The sequence below is a fragment of the Thermaurantimonas aggregans genome, from assembly GCF_003851885.1.
Taxonomy (GTDB): Bacteria; Bacteroidota; Bacteroidia; order Flavobacteriales; family Schleiferiaceae; genus Thermaurantimonas; species Thermaurantimonas aggregans.
Genome location: NZ_BHZE01000021.1, coordinates 20,010 through 37,895 on the forward strand (window position 1 = coordinate 20,010; position 17,886 = coordinate 37,895).

Below are 17,886 nucleotides of genomic sequence, written 5' to 3' on the forward strand. Positions count from 1 at the left end.
TTTTGTCAGTATGAAAAAAATTACTCCTTGGCAAAAACAATGGCTTTATGTGGTCTTTGCATTTTTTACTGCATTGACTACCGTCAAATCCCAGTCGTATTGTACGTCGAACCTGTATTCTTCAGGTTGCTCCTTCGGGGATGACATCGATAATTTTTCTTTTGCAAACATCAATCAAACGGCAACAGGCTGTCCTTCGGGCAATGCCGGATATTCAGCTTATCTTAACGATACCATCAAAGTAAATCAAGGCCTTCAATATACCTTGAACATTTCATCTAACTATTCGGGACAATACTTCGCTATTTGGATCGATACTAATAACGATGGAGACTTTGAAGATGCTGGTGAGTTTCTCTGGGCATCTACTACTGGTTCTTCGGGCAGTACACCTTCTTTATTTTCAGCACAAATACTAATACCTCTTTCAACTCCTACAGGTACTTTTCGATTTAGAATAAGAGGTAGATGGAATTCACCTATTCCCTCCAATGGATCGTGTACCAGTTTTTCATATGGTGAAACACACGACTACACTATTCAGGTAAGTGCAGCCCCTTCTTGTTTGCCACCTTCTAACATTACCGTACAAACAGTGACGGATACTTCCGTAACGCTTAACTGGAGTGGAAACTCTACATCATATAACGTAGAATATGGAACAGGCTCATTTTCTCCTGGTAGTGGTACTTTGATCAGCAACGTTACACCACCCTATACCGTCACTGGACTTCAACCAGCCACCACTTATAAATTCAACGTTCAAGCTATTTGTGGTACGAATACCAGTCCATGGTCATCGGGACCAACGGCTACAACTTTATGTGTACCATTTGCTTTGCCTTATGCCCCTTCATTTGCAACATGGCCTCCAGCTTGTTTTTCAGTAAACCAAGGCCAACAGCCATGGGCGCACTTTGCCAGCGATTCCTCTGCACGTGCGAACTTTTGGTCATATTCCAGCGGAACAACTTTTCAGATGACTACTGGTGCAGTGAATGTTTCTTCAAATGCATGGCTGCGTTACAAGTGGTCGCATCAGTATATGTCTTCCTATCCGGATGACAGACTTATCGTGATGGCAAAAGCTACTACTTCTACAACGTGGGATACACTAAAAATTCACCAGGGCCCATCGTTTAATTCTCCCAACGCTGGAACAATATCCCCAGGTACTTATATAGAAGAAATCTTGCTGCTTGATTCAGTGAAATTTACCGGAAAGATAGTAGAATTCAAGTTTTTAGGTATTTCTGGGTTTGGTCCAGATGTATTTGTCAAAAATATTATCGTGGAACAGGTACCTGCATGTCCATTCCCTACAGGTATCACAGTATCAAACATCACAGATACTTCTGCATTGGTAACCTGGACTGCTGTCGGAGGAAATTCATACAACATATCGTGGGGAGCACCTGGAACCGTACCCGGCACTACAGTGGCTACTTCTACCACGACCTCTTACTTAATCACAGGCTTACAGCCTACTACAAATTACCAAGTAGTCATTCAAAATAACTGTTCGAACAACAACAATGGTTTGAGCTCGTGGTCTTCGCCGGTTTCCTTCCGAACCAAGTGTGCACCCTTTACCGTAATTTATCAAGAGAATTTCGATAATATGACTACTGGCCAGAGCCCCGAATGTTGGAGTATGGCTTCTAAAGGTGGCTTTGGACCAACTTTTACCGTTGAACCCGGACAAATTTGGCAAACAACTCAGCCTTTCAGTACACCCAATCATTTGGTGATCAATCAATCTTTTGCTGATACTTTGATTATAATCACACCAAGGTTTGCCGATCTTGGTCAGGGTGGCAAGCAAATACGCGCCCGATTTGCTGCAAGTACCAACAACAGCAAAATCACTGTTGTGAGAGTACAACAAGAGGGAAGTTTTGTTGGCTTAACTGTAGTGGATTCCATCACTGGATTAACCAACAGCTATCAAGAAAAAATCATTTACTTCAACGACACCGTAAGCACTACCAGGTACATAGGCTTCATGATTACCGGGGCAGCTTTTAATACTTTCTTTATTGATAATTTCAACTATGAAGATGTGCCCCCCTGTGTGCCGTCGACCAATCCAACTGTCACAGCTGTTGGGCCAAATAGTGCTACAATTACTCTTGGTTCTGCGGGTCAGGGTATATCAAGAATTTATGAATATGGTCCAACTGGATTTTTGCCTGGTGTAGGTTTGAGTCTTGGTACAGGTACCTTTACAGGGCTCAATTTTACAATTACCGGCCTGTCACCGAATACCACGTATGAAGTGTATGTGCGCGATAGTTGCCCCAATGCCTTAAGTCCCTGGATCGGACCTTTGGCTTTAACGACACCTTGTGGAGCTGTATCACTGCCTACAACTGAATCCTTCGGCACCTGGCCGCCTCAATGCTATACTTTTAGCAGTAATGGCAACTTTAACTGGCAGCATGATGCCACTGCTGGTATGGCTGTAGCTCAGTTTTGGAGCTTTAATGCCGGGAATATAGCAAGAATGAATACCCCCTATGTGGTAATGAATGTGCCGGCGCAGCTAAAATTTAAATGGTCGCACGAGTACAACGCCACATGGCCAGATACGCTTGTAGTGTTGGCAAGGAAGCTTTCTGGCGCATCGGATACATTGCTTATGCTCCAAGGTCCTGCATTTCATACACCGGGGGCCACCACTTTTGCTCCGGCTGCTACCCTGAGTCAAAACATCATTCCACTTCCGGCATCCTACGCAGGCGACACGGCTCGAATAGAGTTTCACGCACGAAGCGGTTGGGGACCCTATCTTTTCATCGACGATGTAACAATTGAAGCCCTCCCGGCTTGTCCTGATCCGATGAATATAACGCTTGATTCTAACACCGCCACAACAGCTACCCTCAGCTGGACACAGCTTGGCTCAAATGCTACAAGCTGGGATATCGAATGGGGACCTGTAGGTTTCACACCGGGGTCGGCTCTGGGTAACATCGTGAATGTTACTACTAATCCAGCTACTGTAACAGGTCTGCCAGCCGGGTCGTGTATAGACATTTATGTGCGAACTAAGTGTTCTGCTGTGCAAGATTCAAGTGCCTTTGTAGGTCCGGTAAATGTCTGCCTGCCGTATGAGCACGACATTGAGTTGCTCAACATCATCGGTCTCAATGCTCAGCAGTGCGGAATGACTTCGCACCAGATTACTGCCATTGTGAAAAACAATGGATTTATCACAGCATCAAACATTCCTTTTGTCGTAAACATAACCGGCGATATTACACAAACGATTAATTACACCTACCCCGGTCCGATGAATTTCAATAAAATAGATACGATTGTAATAGGAACCTTCAACTCCTCAAACGGCGGTAATATTCAGGCTACTATTTATTCCAACCTCTCAGTAGATCAGAAAAAGGATAATGACACCCTCATACGCACCTCTACACTGATACCTCTGGCCCCAAAGGCTGATAGTGCTTTCGTTTGTCAGGGTGTTGATACCATCACTCTCAAAGCGAAAAACATACCCGGTGTGGGCTATAATTGGTTTGCCACAGCCAATGCTACTACACCTATAGGCACTGGCAATACCTTCTTCGTGCCAAGTGTAAGCACCCAAAATACATATTACCTCGGCTATGCATCGCAAGCTGACTCGCTGCTTACTACAACAGCCGGAGGAAATGCGCAAAATGGTAATATGTTTAACGTAGTGGTAAAAGTGCCATCAGTGACTATTACAGCTTTCACTGTATCACCTCAAACCACCGGATTGTACACTTTTGAGATTTATTACAAATCAGGTACCCATGTAGGCTTCGAAAACACTGCCTCAGCATGGACACTTCTGCAAACTTTCTCTAATATCAATGTAACACAGGCTGGTCCGACCGTAAAACTTACGATGAACACTCCGATCACCTTATCGCAAGGTACACATGCCTTTTACATCACTACAACTGGTGGAGTGAATGTAAATTACACCAATGGTACAGCAGTTGGCAACGTATTGGCATCCAATACACAATTTGATGTGCTTGAAGGCGTAGGTAAAGCGTATCCCTTTGGCAGCACTTTCCAGCCGAGAAACTGGAACGGGTATATCCATTTTGGAACAACAGGCTGCTCAAACATTCGAACTCCGGTAACAGTTGGCATCGCTTTACCGCCTACAGCTAATTTCACCTACACCACTACCAACTATACGGTAAACTTCACCGCCAATGTTACCAACGCCGACTCTGTACATTGGACCTTTGGCACTGCGGGCAGCAGCAGTCAGCTGAATCCTACTTTTACCTTCCCGCAGAACGGTGTTTACCCTGTCTGCCTAAAAGCCTTTAACAAGTGTGGCTCAGCTACCAAGTGCGATACGCTGAAGTTTAGCATCGGCATCGACGAATCTCAATTAGCGGAAGCACTGAAACTGTACCCGAATCCGAACAATGGTGTGTTTGAATTGACCTTCAGCGACAATTTGGATAAGCTACCTGTTCGCATTTATGACATTAAAGGTGTGAAAATCTTCGAACAAACCCTCACATCGGCTAACGGTCAGTTTTCACACGTGTTTGACCTCAGCAGACTGCCCAAGGGTGTGTACATGCTAAAAGTCACTACCTCTGCGGGTGATTTGGCGAGAAGGCTTGTGATTCAATAACATAACAAAAAATAATCAAATAAAAACGCCTCCTTCGACCTGAAGGGGGCGTTTTTTCTTTAGCAAAAAATTAAGGTGAAGCTCGCTGTACTTTTACAAACAATTTTGGCTTTTATGCCTTTGTAATCAGTATGAAAACTTTGATCCAACATACATTGGCTTTCGTAGGGAAACTTTTAAATGTAGCACTTGCGTCACTGGCATTTACAAATCTTCAAGCCCAGACAGCGGAAGAAATTATACGACGAATGGAGGAGCGCATGCGTGGTGAAAGTGCTGAACTCGAAATGCGCATGCAGATCGTGCGACCTCGCTACACGCGCGAAATGCAGATGAAAACCTGGGCAAAAGGACAAGACTACAGCTTAGTGCTCATCATTGAGCCAGCTCGCGACCGCGGCACAGCGTTCTTAAAGCGCAAAAAAGAAATCTGGAATTATGTGCCTAATGTCGATCGCACCATTAAGCTCCCTCCTAATATGATGTCGCAAAGCTGGATGGGTAGCGATTTTACCAACGACGATTTGGTGCGCGAAAGCTCGATCATTGACGACTTTGAACAACGGCTCGTTGGCTCGGAAAAAATAGACGGTACCGATTGCTGGGTCATCGAGATGTATCCCAAACCTGGCTCATCCATCGTGTACAGCAAGGTGAAAGTGTGGATTGGTAAAGACGATTATTTGCACCGCCGTAGCGAAAATTACGGAGATAAGGGCGAGTTGGTCTCCGTAATTCAAAACAGCAAAATTCGTGAAGTTGGAGGCCGAAAAATCCCGACGCGTATCGAAATGATCCCTCAAGGCAAACCAGGCCACAAGACTGTGATCGAATACGTTAATGCGGTATTTGACAAGCCCATCAAAGAAGACTTTTTCAGCTTACAAAATTTAAAAAACATCCGCTGAGGCTAATGCAACCTATCAGCTCTGGATCAACTTTACCGATTAAACTCATCGTACAACTTGCTGTAAGAAATCTTTTGCGCTCGCGTAAGCGTTCACTCATTACAGTGTCAAGTGTCTTTTTTGCTGTACTACTTGCTCTGATAGCTGAGAGCATTAATGAGGGTTCGCACGATGCCTTGATTGAGACCTCCGTGAAATTATCTACCGGCTATGTTCAGTTGATGGATACAGGTTATCGCAACACCCCTTCGCTCGACCTGTCCATCCCCTGGAACGAATCGTACTTCGGGCGACTTTCAAATCTGCCATTTAAAGCAGGCTATATTCCAAGGATTCAAAATTTTGTATTGGCGGCCGGGCCCCGAAAGACTTCAGGTGCACTGATACAAGGCATTGTGCCTGAAGCAGAAAACGATTTTAATGGTCTGTCTTCTAAAATCATCAAAGGATCACTGTTTGATTCACTGGGAGGAGCTGTACTCGGGCGAGAATTGGCAGAATACCTTCAGGTGCAGGTGGGAGATACTGTTGTTGTCATAGGTCAGGGGTATCAAGGCACTTTAGCAAGTGGCAAGTATCATGTGGCGGGCATTGTAAAACTTAGCGTAAAAGAGTTAAATAAAATCACATTCTTCCTCCCACTTGATGAGGCTCAACGACTTTTTGATATGCCGGGGCTTGTGACACAAGTTTTGGTGAATCCAGAAAATCCAGAAAAATCAACAGAATTGGCAAATGCTATTCGCTCCGAATTTCTTAGCGAAGGCATTACGGCTCTTACTTGGGAGGAGATGTTGCCCGAGCTGTTACAAGCTTTGGCTTTCGATACAATTTCAAACCGCGTATTGCTGGCCATACTCTACGTAGTGGTTGGTTTTGGCATTTTTGGTACTGTGCTCACGATGACGCTTGAGCGCACCCGCGAATTTGGCGTGCTGATCAGTATTGGCATGAAGCGAAAATTGCTGGCACTGACTACCGTAGTAGAGACTCTTTTGCTTGGCTTAACAGGCGTACTTCTTGGTGTGGCAATAGGATTTCCCATACTCATCTACATGCACTTTCATCCTATTCCACTTGGTGGCGATTTACAGGCAATAGCCGATGATTTTGGCATTGAACCCATGTTATACTTCTCCATCAAGCCTATCATTTTCCTTGGACAAGGTCTGGTGATTTTACTCATCAGCAGTTTCATAGCCATTTATCCTTATCGATTTGTGATGAAGCTAAACTTTTTAAAAGCTGCAAGAGGTGACTGACAAAGCCCGAAATATTTTAGCTGATTTGCGGCTTTTGTTTGCCGTAGCCTATCGAAACATCTGGAGAAATAAGGGTCGCTCACTGACCCTGATGACGGCTGTATCGCTTGGATTGGCGGGTGGGATGATCGCTATCAGTATGGGTCAAGGTATGATTGCCCAGCGCTTTAAAATCGTTATTGAAAAGAATTTCAGTCATTTACAGATACACCATCCCAAGTGGTCTGAGCAGTTTGAGGTAAAATACACCATAGCTGATGTTTCGCAGGTAGAATCAGCCTTGAAAAAAGAGCCCAGCTACTTAAGGCACTGCCTTCGCACCATTGCTACCGGTATTGTGCAGTCGCCCACCTCTTCAGGAGCTGTACAAATTCGCGGGATTGATCCCGAAGCTGAAAGGCAAGTGACCGCCTTCGATGAGTTGATGGTGGAAGGGACTTACCTCAGCACCGAAGAGCCTATGCAGGTGCTTATTGGACGCCAATTGGCAAATAAGCTAAATGTGGGCTTAGGGTCGAGAATAGTGCTTTCGTTTACCGATCGTGAATACAATGTGATTTCGAGTGCTTTTAAAGTAACTGGCATCTTTCGAAGTGTGAGTACACAATACGATGAGCGTAATGTATTTGTACTTCGCTCAGACCTTAATCGATTGCTAGGTACTGATGGACAGGCACACGAAGTTGCAGTGCTCTTTACCGATGAAAATAAGGCGGTAAAAGCCGAAGCAAGATTGGCCGCTGCTTTGCCAACGCTGCTGGTGCAGAGCTGGCGCCGACTCTCTCCAGAGTTGGTGTATTTGCAAGATGTAGGAAGCCGAGTGTTGTACATTTTTATTATCATCATTATGCTCGGACTAAGCTTTGGTATTCTCAATACGATGCTCATGATCGTACACGAACGCACGCATGAACTCGGTATGCTTAAAGCCATCGGTCTAAACAAAACCCGGACGTTTATAATGCTGCAGTTGGAAACTCTGATGATGACGCTGCTCGGTACAGGTGTGGGTTTGCTGATAGGCCGATTGATTTTATGGCCATTAATGGGTGGAATTGATTTAAACTTTCTCTCTGATGCCTTGGCAGCCTTTGGTATTCCTACGATGGTGTATCCCGTAATAGAACCTGATTTTTATCGAAATGTGATAACGCTCGTCCTTGTTTTCTCTTTTCTAGCTAGTCTTTATCCCAGTTGGAAGGCACTTCAGATCAACCCTGCAGATGCAGTAAGGGTGCAATAACCTTGCAGCCATTGCCCCCTTCAGACGATTGATTAATTTCTTAGGAAACTATAAAAAAACAACTATTCCGAAATTTAGGGTATTCAGTCCAAAGTCGAGCCCAAATGTAGTGGTGGATACTTTGGTGTAATTTCCAGGATTAGAACCATCGACTTTTAGAGAAAGCGATGAGTAGCCAAGAAATCCATAGCGAATTTCCAGACCGATGTTTTTGTGCACCATGTAGTTAAAACCAGGAGTTATGCCTGTTAGCAAAATATTAGAAGAGCTTTTTTGCTCGGTGGTAAGATTGCCTACGTTGAGTTTGTCCACATAATTCCCAAAACCAACTCCCAAACTGAAGTCGCCAAAGAAGGCAAATTTTTCGTTGTATGGAATGTAATAGCGAACAAAAGGTGAAATACTAAAGACATTTGAGCGAGTTTCTGATGTGGTGTTTGGATCTAACTGCTCTTCACTCGTTGATACGGCAAAGCCAATTCCCAATCCTATCGCTAACTTGTCATTTAAAAAATAACCTCCGGCAGCTGAGATGCCAAAGTCCGATTGTTTGGGTCCATTTGTTACTGTGGTAATATTATTAGTCTTATCCTCAACTTTGTTAGAGGAATTTCCGAAACTTACATCGCCGGTTATGAGTTTTGATCCGGCCTTAAATTGCGCATTGGCAGCCAATGAAGCCAGCGATAATAACACTGCAAAAAAATTTGTTTTCATGTTTGCGATAATAAGTGTTTCAAAAATATCTTTTGTTAAAGCAACTTATGTTAAATGTAAATTTTTCCGAATAAGAGAGTCTCTTCACTAAAAGTAAGATTTTCATACCAAAGATTTTATAAACACGATGCATGAGATTCTAAAAAAGGCAAATCTCACTCAGTGTTCGCAGAGCTGTTTCCTACATCCCAAGGCAGTTTACTATACCTTTGCAGGCTAAAAGTGCACTAATCAGAGAATTTTTATGGGAAGAGCCTTTGAATACCGCAAAGAGCGAAAGTTTAAGCGATGGGCCACTATGGCCAAAAACTTTACACGTATCGGAAAAGAAATATCAATAGCTGTAAAAGAAGGAGGTCCGAATCCTGAAACCAATTCGCGACTTAGAGCTGCCATTCAAAATGCAAAGGCAGTTAACATGCCTAAGGAAAACATCGAGCGCGCCATCAAACGCGCCACCGATAAGGAGATGGCCGATTACAAAGAAGTGGTGTACGAAGGATATGGCCCCGGTGGAATCGCTATACTTATCGAAACCGCAACCGACAATCCCACGCGAACCGTAGCAAATATTCGCAGCTATTTCAACAAACACAATGGCTCGCTTGGCACCAGTGGATCAGTCGATTTTATGTTTGACCACAAGTGCCAATTCAAAATTCGCAAACCGGAAAACATGGACATCGAAGAACTCGAGCTACAGCTCATCGATTACGGAGCCGAAGAGTTCTTCGAAGACGAAGACGACAATACTTTGATGGTGTACGGGCATTTTTCAGATTACGGCAAGCTGCAGAAAGGCATCGAAGAACTGGGCCTGGAAGTAATCTCTTCAGGTTTAGAGCGCATCCCCCACGAAACGCGCGAAGTGCCTGACGATGTGCGCGCTCAGGTAGAAAAGTTGCTCGAAAAAATCGAAGAAGACGACGACGTACAAAACGTATATCACAACATGGCCTGATAAAAGGGGCGGCACAGCCCCTTTATACACAATTTACCACCTTCGAAAACCCAGCCACCCCTCGCAGCGTACTACTTTTGTAAAATAAATTAAGAGCTTTGAACCTTTACAGGTATTTAGAAGATTTTGGGCGATACGTGCTGATGCTTGGGCGAGTTTTCCGTAAGCCCGAAAATAAGCGTATGTATTTCGATGCCTTTCTGATAGAGATTGAACAACTCGGCATCAACTCTGTGGGCCTTGTAGCCATCATTTCGCTTTTTGTGGGTGCAGTTGTAACCATACAAACGGCATTGAATCTCGAAAACCCGCTTATTCCGCCGTATTATATAGCAATAGCCACTCGCGAGAGCATTATTCTCGAGTTTTCGCCTACCATGGTCAGCCTTATTCTGGCGGGTAAAGTGGGTAGTAATATTGCTTCAACACTCGGAACAATGCGCGTGAGCGAGCAAATCGACGCTTTGGAGGTGATGGGCGTGAATTCTGCTTCATACCTCATCCTGCCAAAAGTGCTCGCAGCTATGGTTTTCAATCCGATTTTGATCAGTATGTCGATGTTTTTGGGCATTTTAGGTGGCTACGTGTTCGGACAGCTCACCGGCATGGTGGGCCCTGAGGATTTTATTGAGGGTCTTTTGCTGGAATTTAAAGCCTTTTATGTGACGTATGCGCTGATTAAAACGGTGGTTTTTGCCTTTATCATCACCACAGTATCGGCCTATTTTGGCTACTATGTAAAAGGTGGTGCTGTAGAAGTAGGTCAGAGCAGTACACGGGCTGTGGTGGCCAGTAGCCTGATCATCATTTTGGCCAACTACATCCTTACCCAAATAATTTTGAGCTGATGATACGGGTTGAGAATCTTCGGAAAAAGTTTGGCGATACTGAAGTAATCAAAGGCATCTCTGCCGAATTCTATCCCGGTAAAGTCAATCTAATCATCGGCAAATCGGGCTCCGGCAAGACGGTGTTTATGAAGTCGCTTTTAGGACTTTTCGACATCGATGGCGGGGAGATTTACTATAGCGGTGAGCCGCTTTCGCAAATGGACTTTAAGCGTCGTAAGGCGCTGCGCACCGAGATGGGAATGGTCTTTCAGGGCAGTGCTCTGTTTGATTCGCTTACGGTCGAAGAAAACGTGATTTTCCCGCTCAAGATGTTTTCCGTGATGAGTCCAAAAGAAATGTTGGATCGAGTAAACTTTTGTCTCAAAAGAGTTAATCTCGAAAATTCCAATAAAAAATATCCAGCTGAGCTGAGTGGGGGAATGAAAAAGCGCGTGGCCATTGCTCGTGCCATTGCTATGAATCCAAAGTACCTCTTTTGCGACGAACCTAACTCAGGCCTTGACCCTCAAACGTCCATCGTAATCGATAACCTCATTCGCGAGATTACTCAAGAATTTGGCATCACCACCGTGATCAACACCCACGATATGAATTCGGTGATGGAAATTGGCGACAACATCATATTGATTAAAGAGGGTTACAAAGCCTGGCAAGGCAGTAAATCGGAAATTCTCAGTACGGATAATGAGGATGTAAACGAATTTGTTTTTACCTCCCAACTCTTCAAACGCATCAAACAATCACATCAGACGGCCTCTGCTCGTGAATGATTATTTGCTGATTTTCTCTGAAAAAATTACACCCCGACTGCTCTACACGGCCAGGGTAATTTTTGAACATGTAATTCCTTGTAACTACAGAATCACTGAAAAAAAAGAAGAATTTTTAAATCATCAAGGCCCAAAAATCAACTACAGCTCTTGTCGTGAGTTAGATGGCATTCGGATTTATCCCTCGCGTTTGCTGTTTTCTACTGACATATTTGAGCAGGAGGTGCGATGCGCTTTAAACCCTTTTTGTGGTGTTCATCTCTTTCACGAGATATGTAGCGATGTGTGCTACGATGTATTTGCATCGGTTTTTTATATGGTGTCGCGCTACGAAGAGTATTTGCCCCACCTGAGCGATGCGCACGGCCGATTTTTGCCTTCAGAGTCTATTGCCAGTCGGAATGGTTTTTTGGATAGACCTGTAGTAAACTACTGGTGTCTTCAATTAAAAGATAAAATACTGGAACGCTATCCAGGTTTTGCATTTAAATCTACCACATTCTCTTACACGGCTACCGTAGATGTGGATAATACGTATGCCTACAAAGGCAAAGGCTTAATGCGCATATTGGGAGGCTTTTTAAACGACCTGCGCGCTCTGAATTTCTCTAAAGTGAAGGAGCGCTTTAGCACCGTTTTTTTGGGCGCTAAAGATCCGTATGACACCATTGATTACCAGCTGAGGCTCTTTGAGAAATACGGTTTTGAGGTCATTTATTTTTACCTATACTCAAAATATGGGCCCTACGATCGAAATCTGCCGATATACAGCCCGAGCCATCAGGAGCATATCAAGTATGTAGCCGACTTTGCTCAAGTAGGAGCACACCCCTCGTATCGAGCAAGTCAGGATTTTTCTGAAATGGAGCGCGAAATTACGGCCTTAGAGGCTACTATACGTCGGCAAATCACCAAAAGCCGCATGCACTACCTGCGCTTCACCTTGCCGACTACATTTCGACAGTTGATTGAATTGGGTATTACTGACGACTACTCGATGGGCTATGCTCAGCAGCCCGGCTTTAGGGCAGGTATTTGTACCCCTTATCCTTTTTATGACCTCGAAGTAGAAATGCAGACTGACCTCATGATCCATCCCTTTCCATTGATGGAAACTACATTTATCGATTACTTAAAGCTTACACCGGAGCAAGCTGCACAAAGTATTTTTCCTATCATCGATCAAGTAAAAAAGGTAAACGGGCACCTGATAACTGTATGGCATAACAGGACCTTTAGCGAACACCAACCCGATTGGAAAGGCTGGAACCAACTGCACATCGAAATGTTAGATTACATCAAAAGGCTTTTATGATTCGCCTGGTAAAAAATGCAGATATCGACGTAAAACAGTGGGACACCACCATCCATCTCGATCCGCAAGCCCTCATATATGGCCTAAGCTGGTATCTTGACATTGTAGCCTATGGCTGGGATGCCCTAGTGTATGACGACTACAAGGCCGTGATGCCCCTTACCCCACAGCTTTACAAAAGGGTACTGCCTTCTGTCATTAGGCCCTATGGCACTCAACAGCTTGGGGTATTTTCACGTGAAAGGGTTTCTGCCGAACTTTTAAAAGCGTTTTTAAAGAAGATTCCAGCTAAATATGTTTACAAGGACCTGTGTTTAAATGCACAGAATCCGATTGAAAACATTCGCTCCGGTAAGTTGATACCGCGAACCAATCTTTTAATTACCCTTATTGGGTCGAATGCTGAAAAAATCAGAGCGCGCTATTCGAAGAACACGAAACGAAATCTGGCTAAAGCTGAAAAGTATCCGCATCAGTTTTTTTACAACGATGCTCCCGATGTGCTGCTTCGCATATTTCAAAACAACAAGGGCAAGGAATTGCCCCACCTTCAAGAGCGCCACTATGCCACGCTGAGGCAAATCATGTATGTAGCCATTCACCGCAAAACCGGCTATCTGATTACTCTTTACGACGAGTACAACACTGCCATTGCCGGGCTGTTCTTTCTCGAATACAGAGGTAGGGTGATACTCTTATTCAGTGCAACAACTGATTACGGGAAAGAAACACATGCACTCACCCTTCTTATTGACCACGTGCTTACGCAAAAGGCCGGCTTAGCAGATGTTTTTGACTTTGAAGGATCTGATATTCCTGGTCTTCGGAGGTTTTACGAAGGTTTTGGAGCCCAGGAAGAAATCTATTACAACTGGAAAAAGTGGTTTTAAAAGTCGATTCAGAAATTCAGATACGCACAACCACTTTTACGTTTATCAATCTGTTAGTCAAATAATTTGGCACGCCAAACTGTCTGCCTGTGGTCAGATCGGGATTGGCTGCATTTATGTCTTTGATCCATAGATAACTGATGGTATTTCTGATGCCAAACAAGTTAAAAACCTCAACACCTGCCCAAGCTGATTTTAGCACATTAAAGGCGCGGTATTTAGAAGGCTTTCCTTCTTCTTTTAGCACTTTGTAAAAAGCAATATCCACGCGTCGATATGGTGGGATGCGGTAAGTAGTGGCCGTGCGCTCAAATTGCGGTGGATTAAACGGAATGCCTGTACCGAAGCTCAATGTAAGTCCAACGCGCCAGGTGGGGTCTTTGGGCAAATAGTCTTGAAAATAAATGCTTGCATTGAATAGTTGGTCAGTAGGTCGAGGTAGGTAGCCGAGCTGGGGATTGTCTTTTAGCCGCTCGCGCACGGTCATCAGGGAGGCGCTAAACCAAGATTCAATGCCCTTGACAAACTGACCATTTATGCGAAAGTCAAGCCCCGTTGCAAATCCGTCGGCATCGTTGCGCGCTGAATAGCGCAAGCGTACGTTTTCGAGTTCGTAAGTTACGAGATTGCGCAGGAACTTGAAGTAATACTCCGTAACGATGCGGAAGGGGCGGTCCCATAGAGTAACTACCTGGTCGAGCCCGGCTACTAGGTGATAGCTCTCCTGTGCCCGCAAGCGGGTGTTCACATTACCTGTGATGTCGCGCATCTCGCGATAAAAAGCCGGTTGGTGATATGCCCCAAGCGATAAGCGAAATATACGGTTTTTGGGACCAGAAGGTTTGTATTTGACTGTAAATCTTGGAATAATGAGAAGTTGATCGTTTAGGTCCCAGTAATTGAATCGAATACCGGCTGTATAATATAGGTCTCCATTGAGCAGCTTCAGGTTAGAGGAGTATTCGCCATATCCCATAAATCGTTGAGAAAACACTGAAGCTCTGGTGTCAAAGCTTTCGTATAAGAAAAGGCCTTTGGGTTCCACGGTATCGACAAACACGTTTCCAAGCGTGTCGGCTCTGAAGATGTATCGCCTAAAGTGCGGCAGATTGTAGCCTGCAGAGTCTATGGTTTCCCATTCTTTGTAACGGTCGATGATGTCTTCAGCTTGCCAGCGAAGGCCCCAGCCCCATGTTCCGCGATTTCCGACGTAGGTAGAGGTATATTGAGCATTTACTACAATGGCGTCGAGCAGATTTCGAGCATAGTTTTGGAATCCGCCCACACCCCTAATGAAGCGTATGTCGCCGAATTGGTCGGAGCCGAGATTGTTGTCGAGCTCTGCAAGGCGATAGGCACCTACAATGTCGAAATACTCTTGTTCAGTGGTCTGAAACGCTGAAACAGCCCAGCGCATGGTTAGTTTTTTATTGGGCCTGTAGTCGGCTGATAAGGCCGAGAAGCGCGTAATAAAGTCGTAATTTTCCATACCGTCGAAAAAGACGGTGAGCCGCAGTGACTGCTGTACAGTGCCAAAGTTGGTGGTTCTAATGGAGGGAATTACTTTGTAAATATTTCGAGAGTAGTTGCCGAGGAAACTCAGCTCTAATCGGTCGGTGAGTGAGTAGGTGAGGTACACTTGCGCATCAGTAAATCTTGGCCGAAAATCAGCATCTGTGTCGAGCGAACCGAGTAGTAGTTCGTTAGTTCGATAGCGAATGCTGCTCAGAGCTGTAAATCGATTTTTGAGGCCGATGGCATCAATAGTGAGGCTGCCACCCATCAGGCTGGCTTCGGAGCGAAGGCCGAATTTCTCGGGCTTGCGGTAGGTGATGTCGAGCACTGAGGCCATGCGGTCGCCGTAGCGCGCGTCGAATCCGCCGGCCGAGAACTCAATATTGCCCACCATGTCGGGATTGATGAAGCTGAGGCCTTCTTGCTGGCCATTGCGCACCAGAAAGGGGCGATAGATCTCAATGCCGTTGACGTACACGAGGTTTTCGTCGAAATTACCTCCGCGTACATTGTACTGTGAGCTCATTTCATTGCGCGAGGTGACGCCGGGCAGCAGCCGGATAAGCCCCTCTACACCGGTAACTGGTCCGGCGAGCATGTCGAGTGCCTTAACGTCGATCACCGTTGTGTTGGTAATGCGGCTTTTTTCTTCGACTACTTGCACTTCATCCAGGTCTTCAGCCAGCAGTTTTAGCGTTGTTTTAAAATTGTACTCTTTGTTTGACTGCAGGTCTACTTTCAGGCTGTCTTTTCTATACCCGAATAGATAAAAATAAATCCAAGAATTTTTCATGGCAGGAACTTCGAGGCGATATTTTCCGTCGGCTGAAGTGTAGGTGATGAATCCGCGGCAGTAGACTTCTACCAGCTCAAGGGGTCGGCCTTCTTGGTTGGTGACCGTACCTGAAATGATCGCTGTCTGGGCGAAAAGCCGGACTATGCCTCCCAACAGCAAAACAAGAGTCAACAAGCTCGATCGCCAGGACAAAATGGATCTCAAATCAGATAATTACTTTTTCTTTTTCAGAGACTCAAAAAGTTCGAGCCATGCAAAAGGATTGGACAATTGTAAAAGCATAGCCTGACCGCCATTGGCTAATCCGTTGTAGCGATTGTAGTTGTAAATAGATTGTTCTTGTTGGCGCATCACATGTCTGGCAGCTTCAGAGGCATCGAAGCCCATGGCGCGAGCGCGGTCTTTGAGCGATTCGAGGGCCAGGTTGCGCTGTGCTATATCGAGTTCAGTGGTTTGAGGTCGCATGGCCAGGAGCTCGGTATAGAGTCTGTCGCGCGATGGCCAGGGATAGAGGGTGACTTCTTGTAGCATGGTGGTGTCGCGCACGAGGGTAATGGTCATCAGATAGCCTTTTTCGTCTTTCAGTTCAGGCGATACGTAGAACTTTTCGCGTTTAAAACCTATGCAGCTGAAAAGAATTGTGTCGCCGGGCATGGCGGCTATAGAAAAAAAACCGTCGCTGCTGCTTATTGTGCCCTGGCCGCGGGACCGTATCAGTACGTGTGTATTTGGGATAAATTGGGGAATGTCGTCGTCGGTGACTATGACTCCTGAAATTTGAATAGCCTTAGTGCCCTTTTGTGCAAATCCCACAAGGGCGCTAAGACATAGAGCGGCTGCAAGGAGTAATCTGAACACGTTCAAGTTGGTGCTTGTCTATTGATTGGACGTCAAACAAAAATAGTGTTTATAAAGCCTCGTCACATCAGGTAAAAAACGGATACGGAAAGGCTTTAACGATGTTTTATATCCACTTAATGAGTGCAGAAGCCCAAGTGAATCCGCTGCCAAAGGCTGCCAGGCAGATGAGGTTGCCTGGTTTGATTTTGCCCTCTTGCCAGGCTTCGCTCATGGCTAAGGGAATGGAGGCAGCGGTAGTATTTCCGTAGCGCTGAATGTTGTTGTAGACCTTTTCTTCGGCCAGACCCATCTTCTGCTGGATGTACTGACTGATGCGCAGGTTTGCCTGATGTGGAATCAGCAGGTCTATGTCTTTGGGTTTATAACCATTGGCATCTAACGCTTCTTGGATGACTTCCGAAAAACGGACTACCGCGTGCTTAAAGACGAAGTTGCCGTTCATGTAGGGATAGTAAGAGGTGTCCTCCGGATTGTTTTCTTTGATGAATTCGGGTACCCACTTGCTGGTGTTTGGGGCTATTAGGGCGAGCTCTTTAGCGTATTTGCCTTCTGAATGGAGGTGGGTGGAGAGGATACCGCCTTCTTCGCCCTTTTCTGCACGCGATACGACAACTGCACCCGCACCATCGCCAAAAATAACGCTGACGTTGCGGCCTCTGTCGGTAAAGTCTAAGCCCCCGCTGTGAAGCTCGGAACCGATGACCAGTATATTTTTGTACATGCCGGTCTTGATGAATTGGTCGGCAACGCTTAGGGCATACACAAAGCCGCTGCACTGGTTGCGCACGTCGAGGGCACCAATTTCGCGAATGCCTAATTGCTCTTGTACCAGCACTCCCGGGCCCGGGAAGTAGTAATCGGGGCTGAGGGTAGCAAATATGATGAAGTCTATGTCGTCTTTGGTGATGCCTGCGCGTTCTATGGCCATAAGGGCAGCTTTAGTGCCCATTGTTGACGGAGTGTTGCCATCGCCTTTTTTTACAAATCGGCGCTCCTTGATGCCGGTGCGCTCTACAATCCACTCGTCGCTGGTGGTCATCAGCTTTGCCAGGTCGTGATTTGTGACTACATGGTCAGGTACATAATGGCCAATGCCTGTAATTTTCGAACGGTACATTTCTCTCAATTAGCTGGCGCAAGGTAAAAAAT

Annotated in this window: 13 protein-coding genes; 9 read left to right on the forward strand and 4 right to left on the reverse strand. The window is 45.4% G+C overall.

Annotated features, from left to right (window positions below):
• The first annotated feature begins 10 nt into the window (after positions 1–10).
• From EIP89_RS09310 to EIP89_RS09325, 4 genes are all read left to right on the forward strand, one after another.
• Positions 11–4,648, forward strand: coding sequence for a fibronectin type III domain-containing protein (locus EIP89_RS09310; protein WP_124398409.1), 4,638 nt, complete (start codon positions 11–13; stop codon positions 4,646–4,648).
• Positions 4,649–4,779: 131 nt separating this feature from the next.
• The gene (locus tag EIP89_RS09315) at positions 4,780–5,556 is read left to right on the forward strand and encodes an outer membrane lipoprotein-sorting protein (protein WP_124398410.1); all 777 of its coding nucleotides are present in this window, start codon (positions 4,780–4,782) and stop codon (positions 5,554–5,556) included.
• A gap of 5 nt (positions 5,557–5,561) precedes the next feature.
• Positions 5,562–6,818, forward strand: coding sequence for an ABC transporter permease (locus tag EIP89_RS09320; protein WP_124398411.1), 1,257 nt, complete (start codon positions 5,562–5,564; stop codon positions 6,816–6,818).
• Entirely contained in the window at positions 6,811–8,061 is a 1,251-nt protein-coding gene (locus tag EIP89_RS09325; protein ID WP_124398412.1) for an ABC transporter permease, read from the forward strand. The genes EIP89_RS09320 and EIP89_RS09325 overlap by 8 nt, the downstream gene beginning before the upstream one ends.
• Positions 8,062–8,109: 48 nt before the next feature.
• Here the strand turns inward: EIP89_RS09325 and EIP89_RS09330 are convergent, their stop codons facing one another.
• Positions 8,110–8,778, reverse strand: coding sequence for an outer membrane beta-barrel protein (locus tag EIP89_RS09330; protein ID WP_124398413.1), 669 nt, complete (start codon positions 8,776–8,778; stop codon positions 8,110–8,112).
• Positions 8,779–9,022: 244 nt separating this feature from the next.
• Between EIP89_RS09330 and EIP89_RS09335 the strand changes: the two genes are divergently transcribed.
• From EIP89_RS09335 to EIP89_RS09355, 5 genes are all read left to right on the forward strand, one after another.
• The gene (locus tag EIP89_RS09335) at positions 9,023–9,739 is read left to right on the forward strand and encodes a YebC/PmpR family DNA-binding transcriptional regulator (RefSeq protein ID WP_124398414.1); all 717 of its coding nucleotides are present in this window, start codon (positions 9,023–9,025) and stop codon (positions 9,737–9,739) included.
• Positions 9,740–9,921: 182 nt separating this feature from the next.
• A complete protein-coding gene (locus tag EIP89_RS09340; RefSeq protein WP_245966136.1) occupies positions 9,922–10,587 on the forward strand; it encodes an MlaE family ABC transporter permease in 666 nt (221 codons plus the stop codon).
• The gene (locus EIP89_RS09345) at positions 10,587–11,360 is read left to right on the forward strand and encodes an ABC transporter ATP-binding protein (RefSeq protein ID WP_124398415.1); all 774 of its coding nucleotides are present in this window, start codon (positions 10,587–10,589) and stop codon (positions 11,358–11,360) included. Before EIP89_RS09340 ends, EIP89_RS09345 begins: the two co-directional genes overlap by 1 nt.
• A complete protein-coding gene (locus EIP89_RS09350) occupies positions 11,353–12,675 on the forward strand; it encodes a polysaccharide deacetylase family protein (RefSeq protein ID WP_124398416.1) in 1,323 nt (440 codons plus the stop codon). The genes EIP89_RS09345 and EIP89_RS09350 overlap by 8 nt, the downstream gene beginning before the upstream one ends.
• On the forward strand, positions 12,672–13,565 hold the full coding sequence (locus EIP89_RS09355; RefSeq protein ID WP_124398417.1) for a hypothetical protein: 894 nt from the start codon (positions 12,672–12,674) through the stop codon (positions 13,563–13,565). Before EIP89_RS09350 ends, EIP89_RS09355 begins: the two co-directional genes overlap by 4 nt.
• Before the next feature lie 16 nt (positions 13,566–13,581).
• Here EIP89_RS09355 and EIP89_RS09360 read toward each other — a convergent pair whose 3' ends face one another.
• The 3 genes from EIP89_RS09360 to EIP89_RS09370 form a co-directional block, all read right to left on the reverse strand.
• Entirely contained in the window at positions 13,582–16,080 is a 2,499-nt protein-coding gene (locus tag EIP89_RS09360) for a TonB-dependent receptor (protein WP_124398418.1), read from the reverse strand.
• Between the two features lie 9 nt (positions 16,081–16,089).
• Complete coding sequence (locus EIP89_RS09365; RefSeq protein WP_160160576.1) at positions 16,090–16,734, reverse strand: carboxypeptidase-like regulatory domain-containing protein; 645 nt, start codon at positions 16,732–16,734, stop codon at positions 16,090–16,092.
• Positions 16,735–16,840: 106 nt separating this feature from the next.
• On the reverse strand, positions 16,841–17,854 hold the full coding sequence (locus EIP89_RS09370; RefSeq protein ID WP_124398420.1) for a 3-oxoacyl-ACP synthase III family protein: 1,014 nt from the start codon (positions 17,852–17,854) through the stop codon (positions 16,841–16,843).
• Between the last annotated feature and the right edge of the window lie 32 nt (positions 17,855–17,886).

Bases quoted from the DNA above. Each gene is read 5' to 3' on its own strand.
- EIP89_RS09310 (WP_124398409.1), top strand. From the start codon at position 11: ATGAAAAAAATTACTCCTTGGCAAAAACAATGGCTTTATGTGGTCTTT.
- EIP89_RS09315 (WP_124398410.1), top strand. From the start codon at position 4,780: ATGAAAACTTTGATCCAACATACATTGGCTTTCGTAGGGAAACTTTTA.
- EIP89_RS09320 (WP_124398411.1), top strand. From the start codon at position 5,562: ATGCAACCTATCAGCTCTGGATCAACTTTACCGATTAAACTCATCGTA.
- EIP89_RS09330 (WP_124398413.1), bottom strand. From the start codon at position 8,778: ATGAAAACAAATTTTTTTGCAGTGTTATTATCGCTGGCTTCATTGGCT.
- EIP89_RS09335 (WP_124398414.1), top strand. From the start codon at position 9,023: ATGGGAAGAGCCTTTGAATACCGCAAAGAGCGAAAGTTTAAGCGATGG.
- EIP89_RS09340 (WP_245966136.1), top strand. From the start codon at position 9,922: ATGTATTTCGATGCCTTTCTGATAGAGATTGAACAACTCGGCATCAAC.
- EIP89_RS09345 (WP_124398415.1), top strand. From the start codon at position 10,587: ATGATACGGGTTGAGAATCTTCGGAAAAAGTTTGGCGATACTGAAGTA.
- EIP89_RS09355 (WP_124398417.1), top strand. From the start codon at position 12,672: ATGATTCGCCTGGTAAAAAATGCAGATATCGACGTAAAACAGTGGGAC.
- EIP89_RS09370 (WP_124398420.1), bottom strand. From the start codon at position 17,854: ATGTACCGTTCGAAAATTACAGGCATTGGCCATTATGTACCTGACCAT.